This window comes from Caulobacter sp. NIBR1757 (assembly GCF_027912495.1).
GTDB lineage: Bacteria > Pseudomonadota > Alphaproteobacteria > Caulobacterales > Caulobacteraceae > Caulobacter.
Map to the genome: position 1 here is coordinate 1,313,192 of NZ_CP115463.1, position 20,288 is coordinate 1,333,479.

Here is a 20,288-nt window from a genome sequence, read left to right on the forward strand (position 1 = left end):
GGCGGACGTCCTTGGCCGGCGTATCCGGCCAAGGCAAAGCGTCCCGCGCCTGAGGTTGTTCCGTCAGCCGCGGGGCTGGCGCAGTCGGGCGGTGAAGCGCTGGGCGCCGGCCGGGTAGAGGAAGCGGGCGCTGGTCACGCAGGCGCCCGAGGCCCAGGTCTTGCGCTCCAGGCAGAGCAGGGGCGAACCTGTTGAAATTCCGAGGCGTTTCGCGGTCTGCCCATCGGCCGCCAGGGCGCTAATGCCGTGCTCGGCCTCGGTCCACGGCACATGATCCAGCAGCCAGGCGCCGGGCGGCTGGTCCTCGAAGCGCTCACGGGCGGCGGCGGGGGCGGCGTCGAGGTTGATCAGCCGCTCTTCGAGGGCGTGGGGCCCGCCGTCGGCGAGGTGCAGGCCGATGACCTGCAGGATCGGCGCGCCTTCGGCGACCTCCAGCGCAGCCGCTTCGTCGGCCGAGGCGCCGGCCTCGCGGCGGGCCAGGCGGCGGAATGCGTACTCGCGACCCGAGGCGCGAACCTCGGCGGCGACGTCGCGGATGTCCAGGACAGTTTCCTGCACGGTCCGGCGGGCGACGAAGGTGCCGGCCCGCTTGCGGCGCTGCACCATGCCGGCTTCGGCCAGGGCGCCCAGGGCCCGGCTGACCGTCATGCGGGCGCAGTTCCATTCGGCGGCGAGCTGGGTCTCGTTGGGCAGCTTCTCTCCGGGCTTGTAGATGCCGGCCAGGATGTCGGCCTCGAGGCGGGCGCGGATGGCTTCGTGGAGGGGCTGGTTCATGCGGTGAGGCCTTTGAGGACGGCGCTGTAGCGGGCGTTGAAAGCGGATCGGTGAATGTGGCGGCCGTTCTCGACCACCCGGCGGCCACCGGCGTAGACGGCGGCGATGGCGGCGCGGCCCTGGCTGAACACCCAGGTGTCGAGGGCCAGATCGTCGCTGCGGCCGGCCATGTCGGGGTGGTCCATGTTCAGGCAGACGACGTCGGCGCGGTGGCCGACGGCGAGGGCGCCGAGCGGTTGGCCGAGGGCCTGGGCGCCGCCTTGCAGGGCGCCGGTGAGCAGGGCGCGGCCGGTGCTTTCGCCCTCGGTCTGGGAGAGGAGGTTGCGGCCGCGGAGGCTCAGGCGCTGGGCGTATTCCAGCTGGCGCAGCTCGCCGGCGGCGTCGATGGCGATGTTGCTGTCGGTGCCGACGCCGAAGCGGCCGTTGGCGGCGAGGTAGGCGCTGGAGGGGAAGATGCCGTCTCCGAGGTTGGCTTCGGTGATGGGGCAGAGGCCGGCGACCGCGCCGGATCTGGCAAGGTTTTCAGTCTCTTGCGGGGTCAGATGAGTGGCGTGGATCAGGCACCATCTGGCGTCCACACCGGCATTGTTCAGCAGCCATTCGACCGGGCGCTGGCCGGACCAGGCGAGGCAGTCCTCGACCTCCTTGACCTGTTCGGCGGCGTGGATGTGCACCAGGCCGTCGGTCAGGGGGAGAATGGCTTGCAGCTCGTCCGGGGTGGCGGCGCGGAGGCTGTGAGGGGCGACGCCGACGGTGGCGCCGTCCTTCCGGAGGGCTTCGACGATGCGGGCGAAGCGACTGGGATCATTGATAAATCGACGCTGACCGGGGGTCGGGGGTTCGCCGCCGAAGGTGGCGTGGGCGTAGAAGACGGGCAGCATGGTGATGCCGATGCCGGTGTCGGCGGCGGCCTTCAGATGGCGGCGGGCGAGCTCGGCGACGTCGGCGTAGGGGCTGCCGTCCGGGCTGTGGTGCAGGTAGTGGAACTCGGCGACGGCGGTAAAGCCGGCCTCCAGCATGTCGGCGAAGGCGTAGGCGGCGATGGCCTCGACCTCGTCGGGGCCGAGGCGCGCCAGGAAGCGGTACATGACCTCGCGCCAGGTCCAGAAGCTGTCGGCGGCGGGGCCGCGGCGTTCGGCCAGGCCGGCCATGGCGCGCTGAAAGGCGTGGCTGTGGAGGTTGGGCAGGCCGGGGACGCCGAGCGCCTCGCGGGATTCGCCCGAAATGGGCGGTGTGTCTATTTGCAGCGCCGTGATCAGCCCATCCTCGCAGGTGATGCGCACATCGCTGGCCCAGCCGTCGGGCAGCAGGGCGCGGTCGAGGAAGAGGGTCGTCTGCATGGCCCGGAGGATCAGGTTGCAAGATGAATATGTCTAGACATATTGTGCGCCCACTTCGTGGAGGCCTCATGCATTTCGACCGACTCTGGCGCGGGGGACGGCTGGCGACTCTCGACGAGTCGAAAGGCGGTCTCGGCCTCGTCGAGGACGGGTCGGTGGGGTGTGTTGCCGGCCGGATCGCCTTTGTCGGCGCCGGGCTGCCGGAAGGCTGGACGGCCGATGAGGTGATCGAGCTGGAGGGGCGGCTGGTCACCCCAGGGCTGATCGACTGTCACACCCATCTGGTGTTCGCCGGCGACCGGGCGGACGAGTTCGAGATGCGGCTGCGGGGCGAGACCTACGAGACCATCGCGGCGGCCGGGGGCGGCATCGTCTCGACGGTGGCGAAGACGCGGGCGGCGAGCGAAGAGCAGTTGGTGGCGAGCGCGCTGGAGCGGCTGGACCGGTTGCTGGCCGAGGGGGTGACGGCGGTCGAGGTGAAGTCGGGCTATGGGCTCGATCTCGAGAGCGAGCTGAAGATGCTGCGGGCGGCGCGGGCGCTGGAGGGGGCGCGGGCGGTGAGCGTGGCGACCAGCCTGCTGGCGGCGCACACCCTGCCGCCGGAGCATCGGGATAGCCGCGAGGTCTATGTCGCCAAGGTGGTTGAGGAAATCATCCCGGCGGCGGTGGGGCTGGCCGATGCGGTCGATGCCTTCTGCGAGAGCAACGCCTTTACGCCGGACGAGGTGCGGCGGGTGTTCGACGCGGCCAGGGCGCATGGGCTGCCGGTGCGGCTGCATGCCGACCAGCGGACGGCCGGCGGCGGGGCGCAGTTGGCGGCGAAGTATGGGGCCTTGAGCGCCGACCATCTGGAGCGGACGGATGCGGCGGGCGCGCGGGCGCTAGCCCAGGCGGGGACGGTGGCGGTGCTGTTGCCGGGGGCCTTCTACGCGCTGCGGGACGAGGCGAAGCCGCCGGTGGCGCTGTTCCGTGAGGCGGGGGTGCGGATGGCGGTGGCGACGGACTGCAATCCGGGGAGTTCGCCGCTGACCTCGCTGCTGACGGCGGTGAACATGGCGGTGATCCTGTTCGGGCTGACGGTTGACGAGGCGTTGGCGGGGGTGACGCGCGAGGCGGCGCGGGCGATCGGGCGCTGGGACGAGATGGGATCGCTGGAGGTGGGCAAGGCCTGCAACCTGGCGATCTGGGATGCGACCCGGCCGGTCGAGCTGGCCTATTGGCTGGGGCGCAATCCGTTGCGCTCCCGCGTGTTTCAGGGAGAGCCGTCGTGACGGTGCTGTTGACCCCCGGCGAGGCCACCCTTGCCGACTGGCGCAAGCTGTTCGAGGGGGCGACGCCGACCCTCGCGCTGAGCGCCTGGCCGGCCATCGCGGCCAGCGCGGCCGTGGTCGAGGCGATCGTCGGCAAGGGCGACGCGGTCTATGGCGTCAACACCGGCTTCGGCAAGCTGGCCAATATCCGCATCGAAACGGGTGATCTGGCGCGGCTGCAGCAGAACATCGTGCTCAGCCATGCGGCCGGGGTCGGCGAGCCGCTGGAGGCCGATGTCGTGCGGCTGATGCTGGCGCTGAAGGCGGCGAGCCTGGGGCGCGGGGCCTCCGGCGTGGCGCCGGCGACGGTGGAGATGATCCTGGCGCTGCTGGCGCGGGACTGCCTGCCGCTGATTCCGAAGCAGGGCAGCGTGGGGGCGTCGGGGGACCTGGCGCCGCTGTCGCATATGGCGGCGACCATGATCGGGGTCGGCGAGGCGTTCGTCGGCGGTCAGCGGATGCCGGCGGCGGAAGCCCTGGCGAAGGTGGGGCTGGCGCCGCTGACGCTCGGGCCCAAGGAAGGGCTGGCGCTGCTCAACGGCACGCAGTTTTCGACGGCCTGCGCGCTTGCCGGGCTGTTCCGCATCGAGCGGGTGTTCCAGGCGGCGATGGTGGCCGGGGCCCTGTCGGTCGAGGCGGCCAAGGGGTCGGTGGCGCCGTTCGATCCGCGTATCCATGCGCTGCGAGGCCATCGCGGGCAGGCGGAGGTGGCGGCCTGGTTCCGGAGCATGCTGGAGGGTAGCGCCATCCAGGTCAGCCATGCCCATTGCGAGAAGGTGCAGGATCCCTACTGCCTGCGCTGCCAGCCGCAGGTGATGGGGGCGATCCTCGATCTGGGGCGGCAGGCGGCGACGACGCTGGGCATCGAGGCCGGCGGGGTGACGGACAATCCGCTGATCTTCACCGAGACCGGCGAGGCGATCAGCGGCGGCAACTTCCATGCCGAGCCGGTGGCCTTTGCCGCCGACATGCTGGCCATGGCGGTGTGCGAGATCGGCTCGATGAGTGAGCGGCGGACGGCGATGCTGGTTGATCCGGCGTTGTCGGGGTTGCCGGCGTTTCTGACGCCCAGGCCCGGGATCAACAGCGGCTTCATGATCCCGCAGGTGACGGCGGCGGCGCTGGTGTCGGAGAACAAGCAGCGGGCTAACCCGGCGAGTGTGGATTCGATCCCGACCAGTGCGAACCAGGAGGACCATGTGTCGATGGCGGCGCATGGGGCGCGGCGGCTGCTGGAGATGGCCGAGAACGCCGCCCAGGTGGTGGCCATTGAACTCCTGGCGGCGGCGCAGGGGTGCGATTTCCACGGCGGGCTGGCCTCGAGTGAGGGGCTGGAGGCGGTGCGTGCGCTAGTGCGCGGGTCGGTGCCGCATCTCGAGGACGACCGGTTCTTTGCGCCGGACATGGCGGCGGCGGCGGGGTTGGTGAAGTCGGGGGCGCTGGCGAAGGCGGCGGGGCTGGAACTGCCGGGGATGGTGGAATGATGACGGTGGAGACGGCGTCCTTCTCCCGCTCGCCGGGAGAAGGTGGCGGCCGCAGGCCGACGGATGAGGGCAGCGCCGGCCAGGGTCGGCGCGCGCGTTCTGGCGCCGTCGGGGCCACATCCTTCGTGAGCTGGTGCTGCCCTCATCCGACCCCCTTCGGGGGCCACCTTCTCCCGGCAAGCGGGAGAAGGGCATGAAAGAGTGGCTCCACGTCCACCGCGGCCAGGCGCCGCTGGTGATTTCGATCCCGCACGCCGGCACAATCATCCCGCCGGAGATCGCCGAGCATCTGGTCGATCACGACCTGGCCATCCATGACGCCGACTGGTTCATCCCTCAGCTCTACGGCTTCGCGCAGGCGCTGGGCGCCACCATCGTGCGGACCGACATCTCGCGCACGGCCATCGATGTGAACCGCGATCCGTCGGGCCAGAGCCTCTATCCCGGCCAGGTGACGACGGGGCTCTGTCCGACCGAGACCTTTGACGGCCTGCCGCTCTACAGGCCGGGCCGCGCCCCCCGCCAGGCGGAGATCGCCCGGCGGCGGATCAGCTATTTCGCGCCCTATCATGACGCCCTGGAGGGGGAGATCGACCGGTTGCGGCTGATCCATCCGCGCATCCTGCTCTACGACGCCCACTCGATCCGGTCCCACGTCGAGCGCCTGTTCGACGGCGAGCTGCCGGCGCTCAACCTGGGAACCAACAGCGGCGCCAGCGCCGGCGTCGAAGCGGTGGCCATCGCGGAAAAGCACATGGCCGGCTCGGGTTTCAGCCACGTCACCAATGGCCGGTTCAAGGGCGGCTGGATCACCCGCCACTACGGCCGGCCCGCCGAGGGCGTCCACGCCCTGCAGATGGAAATCGCCCAGCGGGCCTACATGGACGAGCCCGCCGGCCTCGACATGCCGACCTGGAAGCCTGAGCGCGCCGCCGCCCTGATGGCCGTGCTCGAAGCCATGCTGACCGACCTGATCGACTGGACGAAAGAATGACCCGTCTCGACAACACCCGCGTCATCCGCAGCCCGCGCGGCCTCGAACTCTCCGCCAAGTCATGGCTGACCGAGGCGCCGATGCGGATGCTGATGAACAACCTCGATCCGGAGGTGGCCGAGCGGCCGGAGGACCTCGTGGTCTATGGCGGCATCGGCCGGGCGGCGCGCGATTGGGAGAGCTTCGACCGGATCGTCGCCACCCTCAAGCGGCTGGAGGCCGACGAGACCCTGCTGATCCAGTCGGGCAAGCCGGTCGGGGTGTTCCGCACCCATGCCGACGCGCCGCGCGTGCTGCTGGCCAACTCCAACCTGGTGCCGCACTGGGCGACCTGGGACCACTTCCATGAGCTCGATCGCAAGGGGCTGATGATGTACGGCCAGATGACGGCCGGGTCGTGGATCTACATCGGCAGCCAGGGCATCGTTCAGGGGACGTACGAGACGTTCGTCGAGGCGGGGCGCCAGCACTATGGCGGCGACCTGTCGGGGCGCTGGATCCTCACCGCGGGGCTGGGCGGCATGGGCGGGGCCCAGCCGCTGGCGGCTGTGATGGCGGGGGCCAGCTGCCTGGCCATCGAATGCCGCGAGAGCCGGATCGAGATGCGGCTGAAGACCGGCTATCTCGATGTGAAGGCGGCCAATCTGGACGAGGCCCTGACCATCATCGAGAAGGCCTGCGCCGAGAAGCGGGCGATCAGCGTCGGGGTGGTCGGCAACGCCGCCGAGATGCTGCCCGAGATGGTGCGGCGCGGCGTGCGGCCCGACCTGGTGACCGACCAGACGAGCGCGCATGATCCCGTCAATGGGTATCTGCCGGCCGGCTGGACGGTGATGGAGTGGGACGAGCGGCGCGAGCGCGATCCCAAGGCCGTCGAACAGGCGGCGCGGCGCTCGATGGCGCGGCATGTCGAGGCGATGCTGGACTTCCACAAGGCGGGTATCCCGACCGTCGATTACGGCAACAACATCCGGCAGGTGGCGCTGGAGGAGGGGGTGGCGGACGCCTTTTCCTTCCCGGGCTTCGTGCCGGCCTATATCCGGCCGCTGTTCTGCCGGGGTGTGGGGCCGTTCCGCTGGGCGGCGCTGAGCGGCGATCCGGAGGATATCCGCAAGACGGATGCGAAGGTGAAGGAGTTGCTGCCGGACAACAGGCACCTGCACCGCTGGCTCGACATGGCGGCGGAGAAGATCCAGTTCCAGGGACTGCCGGCGCGCATCTGCTGGGTGGGGCTGGGGGACCGCGACAAGCTGGGCCTGGCGTTCAACGAGATGGTCGCGCGGGGCGAGATCGGGCCGGTGGTGATCGGGCGCGATCACCTGGATAGCGGCTCGGTGGCGAGCCCGAACCGGGAGACCGAGGCCATGAAGGACGGGTCGGACGCGGTGTCCGACTGGCCGTTGCTGAACGCGCTGCTGAACACGGCGAGCGGGGCGACCTGGGTGTCGCTGCACCATGGCGGCGGGGTCGGCATGGGGTTCTCGCAGCATAGCGGCATGGTGATTGTCTGCGACGGGACGGAGGATGCGGCGAGGCGGCTGGCCCGGGTGCTGTGGAACGACCCGGCGACGGGGGTGATGCGGCACGCGGACGCCGGGTATGAGGAGGCAGTGGATTGGGCTCGGGAGAAGGGGCTGGATCTGCCGTCTTTGTAGGCCGGAGGCGGCATTGAAAACTCTCCGCCCTCTGGGCGGAGGACCGCTTTCGAGCCTTCAAGCGAGAAAGCAGGAGGCGGGCTCACCGGCGGTCAGGGATTATCGTCAGGCGGGGGAGCCCCCCCCCTCCTGCTTTGTCGCTGGGCGCTCCAAAGCGGTCCTCCCCCCACTTCGCGGGGGAGAGTTGGTTTGGGCCGCTGCCGTAGAGCGGTCCTGGCTGGCCCTGCTTCCTGACCCGGCCCTTCACCGTCCACTTGCCGGCCAGGTCCAGGCCGCGTCGGCTGAGGCCCGTCCAGGCGCCGCCGGGCTGCAGCCAGATCTTGCGGGAGCGGCCGTCGGGATCGACGATCAGGACGGTGTTGCCGAAGGCGGCGTCGACCTTGGCCGGGGCCGGGGCGGGGGCGGCCTGGGCGGCGGCGGGCAGGGTGAGCAGGGCAGCCAGGGTAAGCGCGAGGAGACGGGTCATCGTCACGCAACGCCCGGCGCGTGGTAACGTGCCTCGAACAACTGTTTGAAATCTGCCGCGACCCTCCCTAAGGTCACCTTCAAAGCAAAGGGAGCAAACCATGGGTCGTCTGTCGGGCAAGGTCGCCATCGTCACCGGGGCCGCCAGCGGCATTGGCCGGGCCAGCGCCAAGCTGTTCGCCGCCGAGGGGGCCAGCGTGGTGGCCTTTGACCGAGCGGAGGGGGTGAACGAGACGGTGGCGGAGATCGTTGCCGACGGCGGCAAGGCCATCGCGGTGACCGGCGACGCCGGTTCGGAAGCCGAGGTCAGCGCCCTGGTCGACAAGGCCGTGGAGACCTACGGCGGCCTCGACATCGCCTTCGCCAACGCCGGGGTGTCGGGTGGCTGGATCACCCTGCCGGAACTGACCGAGGCCAGCTTCATGGACCTGCTCAGGATCAACGTCGTCGGGCCGGCGATGATGATCAAGCACGCCTCGCGGGTCATGGCGCCGAAGGGCAAGGGTTCGATCATCTGCACGGCATCCGTGGCGGCGCTGCGCTCGGGGGCGGGCGGCACGCCCTACAGCGCCTCCAAGGCCGGCGTCATCTCGATGGTGCAGACCACGGCCCAGCAGCTGGGCGGCACCGGCATCCGGGTCAACGCCATCTGCCCGGGGCTGATCGAGACGGGGATGACCAAGCCGATCTTCGACGGGGCCCGCTCGAAGGGCTCGGAAGGCAAAATCGGCCAGCTGAACCCGCTGCGCCGCGCCGGCCAGCCGATCGAGATCGCCCAGATGGCCCTGTTCCTGGCTTCGGATGACGCGTCGTATGTGAATGGTCAGGCGATGGTGGTGGATGGCGGGCTGTCGAGTTCGCACCCTGTGGCGCGGCCGGGGTCCTTGAGCTGAACTCAAGGCGCTCCGAGCCGAGCCTTCTTAATCGCTGTCATCCTCCGGCCGGGCGAAGCCCGGACCGGGGGACCCAACTGTCCGCGTGAAGACTGCCGAGAGTCTTTCCAGAGCCCCCTTGATGGGGTGGACGACCCCCGGCGGCATCGGTGTGCCAAGATGGGTTGTCTGAACTCATCTCAAGGAGGGCCGTCCGTGGAGCATCCTACGCGCATATTCATCGATACGTCCAAGCAGCTGTTTCAGCTGCACGGTGTGGACGCAGGCGAGAAGGTCGTCATTCGCCGGCAACTTCGGCGGCGGGAGATGATCCCGTTCTTCACCAGGCTGGCGCCGACGGTGATCGGACTGGAAGCCTGTGGAGGTTCACACCACTGGGCGCGGGAGCTGGCGGGGCTTGGCCATCAGGTGATGCTGCTGCCGGCCCAGTATGTGAAGGCCTATCTGAAGCGAGGCAAGAACGACGGTCGCGACGCCGAGGCCGGCTGCGAAGCGATGAGCCGGCCGACGATGAGGCCGGTGCCGGTCAAGACGGTTCAGGAGCAGGCGGTGCTGATGCTGCTGGCGACGCGGGACCGACTGGTGCGAAGCCGCACCCAGCTGACCAACGCCATTCGCGGCCATGCCGCCGAGTTCGGGCTGATCGCTCCGACCGGGCTGGACAAGATCGAGCCGCTGCTGGAGCGCGTCGCCGCCGACCAGGCTTTGCCCGACCTGGCCCGGGACCTGTTCGCGGGTCTTGGCCGCCAGCTCCTCGCCCTGCAGGCGCAGATCGTCGAGATCGACGCCCGGATGGCGGCGCATCATCGGGCCGATCAGACCAGCCGCCGGCTGGCCAGGATCCCCAGCGTCGGGATCGTCGGCGCGGTCATGCTCGCCGCCAAGACCCCGGACCCCAAGGCCTTCCGCTCAGCGCGCGACTTCGCCGCCTGGCTGGGCCTCACGCCCAAGGACCATTCCACTGCCGGCAAGACCCGCCTTGGCGGCATCACCCGGGCCGGCGACGAGGCGCTTCGAGCCGTCCTGGTCTGCGGGGCCATGGCGGTGATCCAGAACGCCAAAGCGGGTCGAGGACAGCCGTGGCCATGGCTCAATCGGCTATTGGCCACAAAGCCGACCAAGCAGGTCGCCGTCGCCCTCGCCAACAAGACCGCCCGCATCGCCTGGCGCCTCATGGTCAGCGGACAGGACTACGATCCGTCTCGCCGCCTCGCCGCGCCTTCCCAACAACCTGCCTAGCCGGCAGGCTCAACCCGTTCCTTGCAAGAGGCAGATGGTGTGATCGATCGATCAAATGGATGGGACACTCCGCGGGACCCAACGGCGTCACAGACCGCTGCCTTGATCGGAACCCATCCCGCGCAAACCATCTTGGCGACGGCCAATATCCAAGGCCGCCAGACCGGACATATGGGCGCAAGCGACTACGATCAGATCAATCCGCGACGACTTGCAGGGTGGGGGTCGTCCACATATGGGTCCCCCGGTCCGCGCTACGCGCGGCCGGAGGATGACAGAACTTGGTGCGGAAAATCGAATAGAGGTCTAACCCTCCAGCGCCGCGATCACCTCGAGCGGGTGGGTGTAGTAGGCCAGGAAGCCGGCGTCCTTGATGAAGGTGATCGGGGCGTCGGGGAAGGCCGCGCGCCAATGCTCGACCTGGACCGGCCATTGCAGGCCATCGCAGAACAGGATGTTCCAGCGGTCGCCGCCGATGTGCTCGGGGAGGGTCCAGCCCAGGGCGTAGACCGCCATCTCGGCCGCCCAGCCGGCGATGGTGCGGGCCGACATGCCGCGGGCGTCGCGCATCACCCGGGCCAGGATGAGGGGATCGTCGGTGGCCGCCTTGTCGGCCGGGGCGGCCTCCATCGACTTGCGCACGGTCCTGGTCAGCAGGTCGGTGCGGGTCTGGCGGCGCAGCATCTCGCCCAGCGGGGTGATCAGCTCGGGGTGTTTCAGCATGCTGCGCGACACCGCCCCGATCAGGGACAGCTGGCTGCGCTCGATATGGCGGGGCGCGCGGGGGTTCATCAGCAGGCCCCGGCCGATCCGGTCGCCGTAGCGCGCCGCGAAGGCCAGGCCGGCGGCGGTCGAGCCGTCGCGGACCATGACGTCGACCTTGCGCAGCTTCAGGGCGGTCAGCACGGCGATCAGGTCGTCGGCCTGGGTCGCCAGGTGGCTTTCCGGGGTGGGGGCCGGGTCGCTGAGGCCAAATCCCGGCCGCTGCACGGCCAGGGGCCGGTAGCCGGCGCGGTGGAGCAGGGCCACGAAGGTGATCGGCAGGATGCGGCCCGTGGAATAGCCATGGAACACGACCACGGGCCGGCCGCCCTTGGGCCCATAGTCGACGAAGGCCACCCGCCGGCCGCCCTCGAGGCTGATGACCCGGGGCCGGCCTTCGAGGTCGACAGGCTCGACCACCGTCTCGCTGGCCTCGGTGAAGGCGGTCAGGGCGCCGGCCTCGACGGTCAGGCGGACCAGGTCCTTGGCCTTGTTGACCCCGGTCTTGGCAAACACGGCCTTCAGTTGGCCGCGCACCGTGGCCTCCTTGACGCCCAGCGCGGCGGCGACCTCGCGGGCGGTCAGGCCCTCGGCGAAGCGGGCGGCGGCCTTGGCTTCCGCGGGCGTGGCGCCGAACAGGGCGCGCAGCACCGCCTCGACGTCGCCGATCGGCGCGCCCATGCCGCTCATCAGGTCCATCATCCGGCGGACCAGGTCGGGGCTGCGGCGCGCCCCGGCCTTGCGCATGGCCTTCTTCAGGGCTTCGCGGGCGGTCTCGCGCCCCACCCCGATGCGTTCGGCCGCCTCGTTGAGGTTGGGAGCGTCGAGCAGGGCCTCGGCCAGCCGGGCTTCCAAGGGGGTGAAGCCGAAGGCCTGGGCGGCGCGCTGGGCCAGGTCGCTGACCCGCGAGGGGGCGAAGCCAAGCAGGGCCACCCGGCGGCCGGGCAGCAGCAGCTGGGCGCGGCTGGCCTCGGACAGCGGCCAGCGCAGGGCCAGGGTCTCGACGGCGGCGCAGGCGGCGATGACGCCGCCGTCCTCGGTCTCGACAAGGCCCGAGGCCTGGCCCTGCTTCTGGGCCAGGCGGACGAGGCGGCGGAAGGCGGGGATGTCGGTGGGGTCGCCGAACCATTTGATGAACTGCGGATCGGCCTGGGCCAGGGCTCCGGTCGGCGAGATCACCGCCGCGCCCAGCGAGCCCTCCGGGGCGATGGCCGCGAAGCCGGCGCCGGTGTCCAGCCTGGCCGCCTCGCCCAGGGCCTCGGCGAAGGCGGCCGGGTCGTGGGTGAGGGTGGAGTCGAGCAGGGCCCAGCCCTCGAGCACCGCATCCACGGGCTGGCCCTCGGCCAGGCGGCCGCGCAGGGTCTCGGACAGGGAGGCCGGAGCGTTCACGGCGCGGGGTCGAATCCTCGAATTGTGGTCAGGCGGTCGAATACCATGGGTCGGATGGCCGGACATGCGCCACATCAATTTCAATGTGCAACAGAGGCCCTGCCAGTTTTTCTGACTGGAGCCGGGGCTCAAACGGTCGTTTAAACGGGCAACGATATCTCACCGGAGAGCAACGTGAGCACCGACGCCCTGTTCCGACCCTTCCAGGTCAAGTCCATGACCCTGGCCAATCGCATCGCCATGGCGCCGATGACGCGCAGCTTCTCGCCCGGCGGCGTGGCGACCAGCGAGGTCGTCGACTACTACCGCCGCCGCGCCGAGAACGGCGTCGGGCTGATCATCTCCGAGGGCACGGGCGTGGCCCGGCCGGCCTCGCTGAACGATCCCAACGTGCCGCGCTTCCATGGCGAGCAGGAACTGGCCGCCTGGAAACAGGTGATCGACGCGGTGCACGCGGCCGGCGGCAAGATGGCGCCGCAGCTGTGGCACGTCGGGGCGGTGCGCACCCGCGATCCGCAATGGACGCCGCCGGGCCCGTACGACAGCCCGTCGGGCCTCTCCTCGCCGGGCAAGCAATTCGGCGAGCCGATGAGCGACGCGGAGGTGGCCGACGCCGTCGACGCCTTCGCCAAGGCGGCCGGGGCGGCCAAGGCGCTGGGTTTCGATTCCATCGAGCTGCACGGGGCGCATGGCTATCTGATCGACCAGTTCTTCTGGCACGGGGTCAACGTCCGCGAGGACCGTTGGGGCGGCAAGACCCTGCCCGAACGCTCGCGGTTCGCGGTGGAAATCCTGAAAGCCGTGCGGCGCGAGGTCGGCGAGGACTATCCGGTCATCATCCGGTTGTCGCAGTGGAAGCAGCAGGACTTCACGGTGAAGCTGGCGGCCGATCCCAAGGAGATGGAAGCCTGGCTGGCGCCGCTGGCCGACGCCGGGGCCGATGTTTTCCACTGCAGCCAGCGGCGCTTCTGGGAGCCGGAGTTCGAGGGCAGCGACCTGAACTTTGCGGGCTGGGCCAAGAAGCTGACCGGCAAGCCGACGATCACCGTCGGGTCGGTGGGGCTGTCCGGCGAGTTCATCGCGGCCTATGGCGGCGAGGCGAGCCAGCCGGCCAGCCTCGACGGGCTGATGGAGCGGCTAGAGCGCGAGGAGTTCGACATGGTGGCGGTCGGCCGCGCCCTGCTGCAGGACCCCGAATGGGTGGTGAAGGTGCGCGACGGGCGTGAGGACGAGCTGAAGAGCTTCGAGCGGTCGGCGATGGGGGTGTTGTACTAGGGGGCGGGAGCGCCGGCGTCCCTCCCCGAATTGGGGAGGGTGGCGCGAAGCGCCGGGTGGGGAAGTGGGCAGCCGCTTCCCACCAGTTGAGCGTCTTCTTGGTCGCCTTCCACGCCGGCGACCGACTTCCCCACCCGACGCGCGTAACCGCGCGTCTGCCCTCCCCAATTCGGGGAGGGAGGTCCGTTACGCGTTGAAGTTCAGCTTCAGGCCCGGCCGCGGCCACCTCGCCCGGTACAGTTTCCCCGTCCCCGACGCCGTGATCCAGGCGGTCCGCATGTCGTCGCCGCCGAAGCAGATGTTGGTGCACAGCAGGTCCGGGAAGGGGTAGTGCTCGGTCGTGCCGTCCGGGTCAAAAGCCGTGATGCCGCCGTTGATGATGGTGGCGACGCAGACCTTGCCGCCGGCCTCGACGGCCAGGCTGTCGAGCAGCTGGTAGCCCGGCAGGTTGCAGACCACATGGCCCGGCTGGAACGGCGGCGGTTCGGCCAGTTCGCCGGGGGCGCTGACGTCGAAGGCCCAGAGGCGGCCGAGCATGGTGTCGGCGAGGTAGACCGTCTTCTCGTCGGGCGAGAGGCCGACGCCGTTGGGGCTGACCATATGGTCCCTGTGGCGGACGATCTTCGAGCCGTCCGGCAGGGCGTAGTAGAGGCCGCCGAACTTCTTGCCCTCGGGCGTGGTGCAGCCGTGGTCGCTGAACCAGATGCCGCCGGTCTTGTCGAACACCAGATCGTTGGGGCCGACCAGACGCTTGCCGTCGCAGGCCTCATAGACCGTCTCGACCTTGCCGGTCGCAATGTCCACGCGTTGGATCGAGCCGCCGACGTGGCTGGCGGGGGTGGGGCCGGGGATGGTCAGGCCGCCGACGTCGAGCCATTCGAAGCTGCCGCCGTTGTTGGTGACATAGATCTTGCCGTCCGGGCCGATGGCCGCGCCGTTCGGGCCGCCGCCGGTCTCGGCGACGGTGCTGGTCTTGCCGTCCGGGGTGACCCGGGTCAGCCGCTGGCCCTTGATCTCGGTGAGGATCACCGAGCCGTCGTTCATGGCGATGGGGCCCTCGGGAAACTGCAGTCCCTCGGCGACGAGTTCGATGTCCACTTGGCGTTCCTTCCCGCGCTTTATCGTTGCGGCGATAGAACCCGGTGACGTTTGGTCAACGCAAGGACTTCATCGCTTCCGTTCGAGGATGCGGAAGACGAAGGGGTGGTCGTCCTTCTCGCCGGCCGGGTGAGCCTCGCGGTGGACCTCGGTCCAGGCGGCCTCGTCGAAGGCCGGGAAGAAGGCGTCGCCCTCCGGTTCGGCCTCGACCTCGGTGATGTAGAGGCGTCTGGCGCGCGGCATGGCCAGCTCGAACAGGGCGGTGCCGCCGATGACGCAGACTTCGTTGGCGCCGTCTTCCTCGGCTTGTTCGCTGGCCATCTCGACGGCTTCGTTGAAGTTCTCGACCGGCACGGCGGTCTTCGGCTCGAAGCTGCCATCGCGGCTCAGCACGATATTCAGCCGGCCGGGCAGGGGCTGCAGCGGCAGGCTGTCCCAGGTCTTGCGGCCCATGATAACCGGCTTGCCGAGCGTATTGGCCTTGAACCAGGCCATGTCGGAGCGGATGCGCCAAGGCAGGTCGCCATTGCGGCCGATGACTCCATTGCGGGCGCGGGCGACGACGAGGGCGATGGGCAGGACCATGGGGCGGACCCTACTCTGCGTCGTCGGGCGTCGTCATCCCCGGTTCGGCGGGGTGACGATCAGGATGACGTCGTCGCGGGCCCCGAGCGCCTTGGGCGCACAGGCGGTCGGCTTGAAGGCCAGGTCGTGACAGATGCGGACCTCGCGAAGCTGGCCTTCCGGCGCGGTGACGATGGCGATGGCGGCGCGCGGCAGGCCGGGGTTGGCAGCCTTGAAGACATCACGAAGCACGCCAGCGGAAATGGTGGCGCTGGCGGGATACGGCTTCACGAGGCCGTCCCACAGTTTGCGGGACTGGTCGAAATAGGCGTCCGGGCTGTCCCAGGCGCAGACGCCGTGGGCGGCGTACTCATGCTGCTGGAGGCGGGCCGAGGGGATCATGCAGAAGTTCCTGGCGACCGTCCGCGCCGTCAGGGGCTGGCTGGGGCGGCAGTAGCGCGGGTGCTTGCCGTCGTCGCTGTTGGGCCACAGGCCGTGCAGGGTCCAGGTGCGGCCGCCGTCGCAGGCGCTGGGGTCGGAGGTGTCGGCGGCCTTGCTGCGGCAGGCCTCCGGCTGCCAGGCCATGGCGAGCAGGTAGCTGTCGGGGCTGAAGTCGGCGACCACCTTGTCGGCCGGGCCGACCTCGGTCGGGGCCGGCGCAAGGTCGGCGGGAAGGGCGCAGTCGACGGCGGCGCCGGCGGCCTGCTCCTTGGGAGCGGCGCAGGCGACCAGAGCAAGGACGGCAATCAGGGAGGCGGCGAAACGCATGCGCCGCTTCTATCCCCGGGCGGGCGCTACTTCCAGATGACCGAGAGGGAGGTGTTGGCCGGCTTGCCGTTGGCGGCCGGGTAGTCGGTGACCACCAGGGCGGCTAGGCCCGTTCGGCTCAGGTCCGCGTAGCCGTCCATGATCGAACCGTTCTTCAGCGGGCCGGAGGGCGGCATGGCGGGCAGGGAGCCGGACCGGCTGGTCAGGCCCTGGCGGAGGATACTGTTGCCCGGCATCTGCGGGGTGGCGGTGATCTCGCATTGCCGGGCCAGCGCGCCGCGCACGGTGCTATTTCCCATGGCGGCGACGATCACGCTTCCCCCGACCGACCGCACCCGGCCGCCACCCGCCTGGCGACTGTAGCCGAGGCCGTCGAGGCCGGAGTCCCAGGAGGCCGTGCCCTTGAGCACGTTCAGGCAGAGATCCAGGGTGGCCAGCATGAACCGGGCGGGCTCGGTGGGCTGGGCGGCGGCGGGCGCGGCCAGCAGCAGGGCGGCGGCGAGCGCGGGGATGAGGCGGCGGGTGATCATGGGCGGCAGGATGTCCCCGCGCCCGACCGCCGACATGCCCAAAATCGGGGGCTGCTACTGGCGCCAGATCACCGACAGGAAGGTCCCGGGCGGCAGGTCGCCGACGGCCGGCATCTCGGTGATGGTCAGACCGCGATCGGCGCCTTGATGGTCGGATGAGCCTGGTAGCCCTCGACCAGGAAGTCGCCCAGCTCGAAGGCGAACAGGTCGTCCTTATCGGCCAGGGTCATGGTCGGGAAGGGGTAGGGCTCGCGGGCCAGCTGCTGTTTGGCCTGGTCCAGGTGGTTCAGATAAAGGTGGGCGTCGCCGAAGGTGTGGACGAACTCGCCGGGCTGAAGGCCGGTGACCTTGGCCACCATCATGGTCAGCAGGGCATAGCTGGCGATGTTGAACGGCACGCCCAGGAAGACGTCGGCGCTGCGCTGGTACAGCTGGCACGATAGCTTGCCGTCGGCGACGAAGAACTGGAACAGGCAGTGGCAGGGCGGCAGGGCCATGTCCTCGACGTCGGCTGGGTTCCAGGCGCTGACGATGTGGCGGCGGCTGTTGGGGTTTTTGCGGATGGCTTCGACGACGGCGCTGATCTGGTCGATGACCCGGCCGTCGGGCGCCGTCCAGGAGCGCCACTGCTTGCCGTAGACGGGGCCCAGGTCCCCCTCGGCATTGGCCCATTCGTCCCAGATGCTGACGCCGTGGTCCTTCAGGTAGCGGATGTTGGTCTCGCCGCGCAGGAACCACAGCAGCTCGACGATGATCGAGCGCAGGTGCAGCTTCTTGGTGGTCAGCAGCGGGAAGCCCTTCGACAGGTCGAAGCGCATCTGCCGGCCGAAGACGCCCAGCGTGCCGGTGCCGGTGCGGTCGCCGCGCTGCACGCCTGTCGCCATGATGTCGGCCAGCAGGCCGAGGTATTGGCGCTCGCCATGGTCGGCGGGCGCCAGTTGCGGCGAGACGGGCAGGACGGGTGCGACGAGGGCCATGGGCAGGGAGGGTCGTCGCGAATCACCCGCCTGCAAAGTGGCGTTGGCGTAAACATCCACAGGCGCGACGATTTATCCGACTAAAGCAGCCAGCCGCCGCTGTCGCCAGTGACATCGCCGTTGATCTTCATCTGGTAGTCGGCCTTGCCGTCGCCGGTGACGTCCAGCCGCACCAGGGTCTGGCCGGCGGTGAAGCTGAGCGTCATTTCGCCGGCGTGGCGGGTGAAGGCGCCGACCAGGGTGAAGGCCTGATCATCGGCCAGGCCGGTGTTGGCGTCGATGCTCGAAAAATCGATCCGGTCGTTCTCGGCGGTGCTGAAATCGTAGATCACATCGACCCGCAGCACGCCGCCGCCGATCGATTGCACCACGAAGGTATCGGCCCCCAGGCCGCCGCGCAGCAGGTCGTTGCCGGCCCCGCCGATGATGGTGTCATCGCCGTCATTGCCGTTGATGGTGTCGACCCCGTCGCCGCCGCTGAGGATGTTGTTGCCGCTGTTGCCCTGCATGTTGTTGGACAGCGCGTTGCCGATGCCGATCAGGTTGCCCGAGCCCTGCAGTTCCAGGCCCTCGATATTGTCGCCCAGGGCCCAGGCGGCGGCGAACGAGCGGACGATGTCGTAGCCCTCGCCGGCCGCCTCGGTGGTCTGGTCAGCGTCATCGACGATGTAGACGTCGTTGCCCAGGCCGCCGGTCATCATGTCCGAGCCGGCGCCGCCGTCGAGCAGGTCGTTGGCGTCGCCGCCGAACAGGAAGTCGTTGTCGTCGCCGCCCTCCAGCCGGTCGATGCCGGCCTCGCCGCGCAGGGTGTCGGAGTCCGCGCCGCCGCTCAGCTTGTCGGCGCCGTCGCCGCCCCACAGGAAGTCCGTGCCGCCTTCGCCGAACAGGTTGTCGTTGCCCGCGTCGCCGTTGAGGAAGTCGAAGACATCGCCCCCGAACAAGTTGTCGTTGCCGTCGCCGCCGTTCAGCGTGTCGAAGCCATCGCCGCCGCGCAGGATGTCCTTGCCCGAGCCGCCGTTGAGCAGGTCCTGGCCGCCGCCGCCGATCAGGGTGTCGTCTCCGCCCAGGCCGTTCAGGGTGTCGCCGCCGTCACCGCCGTCGAGAGTGTCGCCCGCGCTGGCGCCGTCGAGGGTGTCCGGCCCCGAGCCGCCGGTCAGGTTGAGGGCGCTCTGGACGCCGTAGACGAGGTAGACGACGCCCGAGGCGGCGGCGTCGCCATAGGCCCGGGGCGCGGCGATCAGGAAATCGTCCAGTCCGTCGCCGTTGACGTCGCCGGCGCCGGAGACACGGGTCCCGAAGTCGACAAGGCGGGTGGCGCCCGGCAACTGGACGCCGCCCGCCCCGAGGGCGAGGGGATCGACGACGGCGTCGAACGGCGTCTGCTGTCCGAAGATGACCATCCCGAAGCCGACGGAATAGCCGTCGACATCAAGGACGCCGACAGCTCCGAGGACGAGGTCGGCCAGGCCGTCGCCGTTGACATCGCCGGCGGCGCCGACCGCGCCGAAGCCGATGTTGGGGTAGGGGGTGGCGAGTCTGAAGCCGTCGGCGCCGGTCAGCGCCTCGAGATCGATGACGTCAGGCTGGTCAGACCGGCCGAAGACCACGAAGGCCGCCGCCTCGTCATCGCCGGCGCCGGACTGCAGGAGGATGTCGGCCAGGCCGTCGCCGTTGATGTCGCCGACCAGGGCGACGTCGTCGCCGATATTGTGGTCGGGGTCGGAACTGGCGATGAAGAAGCCCCGGTCGCTCGTCAGCTTGTCCAGATCGGTGCTGTCCAGGCCGGAGCTGCGGCCATAGATGACATAGACGCCGCCCCAGCCGCCCAGACCGGTCTCGAGCCCGCTGGTCGAGAACAGCAGGTCGTCGATCCCGTCGCCGTTGACGTCGCCCGCCATGCTGACGGAATTGCCGATACCGCCGTCGATGATCGCGCCCTCGATAGCGAAGCCGTTGTTCCCGTCCAGATCGATCACGGTCAGGCTGCCCGCGCCGACAGCGTTGGTTCCGAATACCACCACGACCTGGCCGGCATGACCCTGAACGGTGAGGGCGGCCGGCGCCCCGATGACCAGGTCGTCGAAGCCGTCGCCGTTGAGGTCGCCGGCCAAGGCGACCGAGTCCCCAAGGTCGCCATGGGCGTCGTCCATGATGACGACGAGGCCCTCGTCGGCGCCCAGCGCGTCCAGCTCGACGACCGGGGCGAACGGCTGGCTGCTGCCGAAGACGATGTAGGCCGCGCCGCCGTTGGCGACGCCGGGCGCGCCGATGGCGATGTCGGCCAGGCCGTCGCCGTTGAAGTCGCCGCCGCCCGAGACCGAATAACCGGCGAGTTCGAGGGCCGCCCCGCCGTGGATGGCAAAGCCGTTGGCGCCATTCAGACTGGCCAGGTTCAGGGTCGACGGCAGGCCACCCTGAACGCCGAAGACCACATAGACCACGCCCGAGGAATTACCGTTTGGGTCGGCCGCCGAGGCCCCGACGATGAAGTCGCCGATGCCGTCGCCATTGACGTCGCCGGCGGCGGTCAGCGCCAGGCCGGCCAGGTCGTAGACGTTGGCCCCATTGATGACGGTTCCGGCCGCGCCAAGGTTGGAAACATCGATGCTGGCGGGGAAGGGCATGCTGAATCTCGTTTACGCGTGACGGGAGGCCAGCCCTGGCGCGGACGCGGGCGGAATCAAGGGACGCGGGACACGGCGCCGGAAGTTCCGGACACCCCGACGGATCGGAACGCGCCCGTGGCTGGACGTTGCGGCTGGATGACCCCA

17 protein-coding genes are annotated in these 20,288 nt (G+C 69.8%); 7 read left to right on the top strand and 10 right to left on the bottom strand.

Annotation, left to right across the window (positions count from 1 at the left end; all coding sequences use genetic code 11):
* Positions 1–63: 63 nt before the first annotated feature.
* A complete protein-coding gene (locus O5I81_RS06385) occupies positions 64–774 on the bottom strand; it encodes a UTRA domain-containing protein (protein ID WP_271068117.1) in 711 nt (236 codons plus the stop codon).
* A complete protein-coding gene (locus O5I81_RS06390; protein WP_271068118.1) occupies positions 771–2,114 on the bottom strand; it encodes a formimidoylglutamate deiminase in 1,344 nt (447 codons plus the stop codon). The genes O5I81_RS06385 and O5I81_RS06390 overlap by 4 nt, the downstream gene beginning before the upstream one ends.
* 68 nt (positions 2,115–2,182) lie before the next feature.
* On the opposite strand from O5I81_RS06390, the gene hutI reads away from it, so the two are divergent.
* The 4 genes from hutI (at position 2,183) to hutU (ending at position 7,557) form a co-directional block, all read left to right on the top strand.
* Positions 2,183–3,385, top strand: coding sequence for an imidazolonepropionase (hutI, locus tag O5I81_RS06395; RefSeq protein ID WP_271068119.1), 1,203 nt, complete (start codon positions 2,183–2,185; stop codon positions 3,383–3,385).
* A gap of 2 nt (positions 3,386–3,387) precedes the next feature.
* A complete protein-coding gene (gene hutH / locus O5I81_RS06400) occupies positions 3,388–4,908 on the top strand; it encodes a histidine ammonia-lyase (RefSeq protein WP_271068996.1) in 1,521 nt (506 codons plus the stop codon).
* A gap of 193 nt (positions 4,909–5,101) precedes the next feature.
* The gene (gene hutG / locus O5I81_RS06405) at positions 5,102–5,902 is read left to right on the top strand and encodes an N-formylglutamate deformylase (RefSeq protein ID WP_271068120.1); all 801 of its coding nucleotides are present in this window, start codon (positions 5,102–5,104) and stop codon (positions 5,900–5,902) included.
* The gene (gene hutU / locus O5I81_RS06410) at positions 5,899–7,557 is read left to right on the top strand and encodes a urocanate hydratase (RefSeq protein WP_271068121.1); all 1,659 of its coding nucleotides are present in this window, start codon (positions 5,899–5,901) and stop codon (positions 7,555–7,557) included. The genes hutG and hutU overlap by 4 nt, the downstream gene beginning before the upstream one ends.
* Positions 7,558–7,639: 82 nt before the next feature.
* On the opposite strand, the gene O5I81_RS06415 is transcribed toward hutU, so the two are convergent.
* A complete protein-coding gene (locus tag O5I81_RS06415) occupies positions 7,640–8,023 on the bottom strand; it encodes a hypothetical protein (protein WP_271068122.1) in 384 nt (127 codons plus the stop codon).
* Between the two features lie 100 nt (positions 8,024–8,123).
* Here O5I81_RS06415 and O5I81_RS06420 point away from each other — a divergent pair, with 100 nt between their 5' ends.
* Both O5I81_RS06420 and O5I81_RS06425 read left to right on the top strand, forming a co-directional pair.
* A complete protein-coding gene (locus O5I81_RS06420) occupies positions 8,124–8,915 on the top strand; it encodes an SDR family NAD(P)-dependent oxidoreductase (RefSeq protein WP_271068123.1) in 792 nt (263 codons plus the stop codon).
* A gap of 195 nt (positions 8,916–9,110) precedes the next feature.
* Positions 9,111–10,154 (top strand): IS110 family transposase, encoded by a 1,044-nt coding sequence (locus tag O5I81_RS06425; protein WP_271066031.1) that lies wholly within the window; start codon positions 9,111–9,113, stop codon positions 10,152–10,154.
* Between the two features lie 306 nt (positions 10,155–10,460).
* Here O5I81_RS06425 and O5I81_RS06430 read toward each other — a convergent pair whose 3' ends face one another.
* Complete coding sequence (locus tag O5I81_RS06430; protein ID WP_271068124.1) at positions 10,461–12,305, bottom strand: alpha/beta fold hydrolase; 1,845 nt, start codon at positions 12,303–12,305, stop codon at positions 10,461–10,463.
* A 174-nt stretch (positions 12,306–12,479) separates the two neighbouring features.
* On the opposite strand from O5I81_RS06430, the gene O5I81_RS06435 reads away from it, so the two are divergent.
* Complete coding sequence (locus O5I81_RS06435) at positions 12,480–13,580, top strand: NADH:flavin oxidoreductase (protein ID WP_271068125.1); 1,101 nt, start codon at positions 12,480–12,482, stop codon at positions 13,578–13,580.
* A 186-nt stretch (positions 13,581–13,766) separates the two neighbouring features.
* Here the strand turns inward: O5I81_RS06435 and O5I81_RS06440 are convergent, their stop codons facing one another.
* The 6 genes from O5I81_RS06440 to O5I81_RS06465 form a co-directional block, all read right to left on the bottom strand.
* On the bottom strand, positions 13,767–14,678 hold the full coding sequence (locus tag O5I81_RS06440) for an SMP-30/gluconolactonase/LRE family protein (protein WP_271068126.1): 912 nt from the start codon (positions 14,676–14,678) through the stop codon (positions 13,767–13,769).
* Positions 14,679–14,747: 69 nt separating this feature from the next.
* Positions 14,748–15,263, bottom strand: a complete 516-nt coding sequence (locus O5I81_RS06445) for a dihydrofolate reductase (RefSeq protein WP_271068127.1) — start codon at positions 15,261–15,263, stop codon at positions 14,748–14,750.
* Positions 15,264–15,296: 33 nt separating this feature from the next.
* Positions 15,297–16,010 (bottom strand): ribonuclease T, encoded by a 714-nt coding sequence (locus O5I81_RS06450; RefSeq protein ID WP_271068128.1) that lies wholly within the window; start codon positions 16,008–16,010, stop codon positions 15,297–15,299.
* A 26-nt stretch (positions 16,011–16,036) separates the two neighbouring features.
* Positions 16,037–16,540, bottom strand: coding sequence for a hypothetical protein (locus tag O5I81_RS06455; RefSeq protein ID WP_271068129.1), 504 nt, complete (start codon positions 16,538–16,540; stop codon positions 16,037–16,039).
* Positions 16,541–16,665: 125 nt separating this feature from the next.
* Entirely contained in the window at positions 16,666–17,517 is an 852-nt protein-coding gene (locus O5I81_RS06460) for a thymidylate synthase (RefSeq protein ID WP_271068130.1), read from the bottom strand.
* Between the two features lie 80 nt (positions 17,518–17,597).
* Positions 17,598–20,141, bottom strand: coding sequence for a hypothetical protein (locus O5I81_RS06465; protein WP_271068131.1), 2,544 nt, complete (start codon positions 20,139–20,141; stop codon positions 17,598–17,600).
* Positions 20,142–20,288: the final 147 nt, after the last annotated feature.

What these genes read in the sequence shown, in the direction of transcription:
- O5I81_RS06420 (WP_271068123.1), top strand. Translation starts at nt 8,124, where the DNA reads ATGGGTCGTCTGTCGGGCAAGGTCGCCATCGTCACCGGGGCCGCCAGC.
- hutI (WP_271068119.1), top strand. Translation starts at nt 2,183, where the DNA reads ATGCATTTCGACCGACTCTGGCGCGGGGGACGGCTGGCGACTCTCGAC.
- O5I81_RS06450 (WP_271068128.1), bottom strand. Translation starts at nt 16,010, where the DNA reads ATGCGTTTCGCCGCCTCCCTGATTGCCGTCCTTGCTCTGGTCGCCTGC.
- hutU (WP_271068121.1), top strand. Translation starts at nt 5,899, where the DNA reads ATGACCCGTCTCGACAACACCCGCGTCATCCGCAGCCCGCGCGGCCTC.
- O5I81_RS06465 (WP_271068131.1), bottom strand. Translation starts at nt 20,141, where the DNA reads ATGCCCTTCCCCGCCAGCATCGATGTTTCCAACCTTGGCGCGGCCGGA.
- O5I81_RS06455 (WP_271068129.1), bottom strand. Translation starts at nt 16,540, where the DNA reads ATGATCACCCGCCGCCTCATCCCCGCGCTCGCCGCCGCCCTGCTGCTG.
- O5I81_RS06460 (WP_271068130.1), bottom strand. Translation starts at nt 17,517, where the DNA reads ATGGCCCTCGTCGCACCCGTCCTGCCCGTCTCGCCGCAACTGGCGCCC.
- O5I81_RS06415 (WP_271068122.1), bottom strand. Translation starts at nt 8,023, where the DNA reads ATGACCCGTCTCCTCGCGCTTACCCTGGCTGCCCTGCTCACCCTGCCC.
- O5I81_RS06445 (WP_271068127.1), bottom strand. Translation starts at nt 15,263, where the DNA reads ATGGTCCTGCCCATCGCCCTCGTCGTCGCCCGCGCCCGCAATGGAGTC.
- O5I81_RS06385 (WP_271068117.1), bottom strand. Translation starts at nt 774, where the DNA reads ATGAACCAGCCCCTCCACGAAGCCATCCGCGCCCGCCTCGAGGCCGAC.
- O5I81_RS06390 (WP_271068118.1), bottom strand. Translation starts at nt 2,114, where the DNA reads ATGCAGACGACCCTCTTCCTCGACCGCGCCCTGCTGCCCGACGGCTGG.
- hutG (WP_271068120.1), top strand. Translation starts at nt 5,102, where the DNA reads ATGAAAGAGTGGCTCCACGTCCACCGCGGCCAGGCGCCGCTGGTGATT.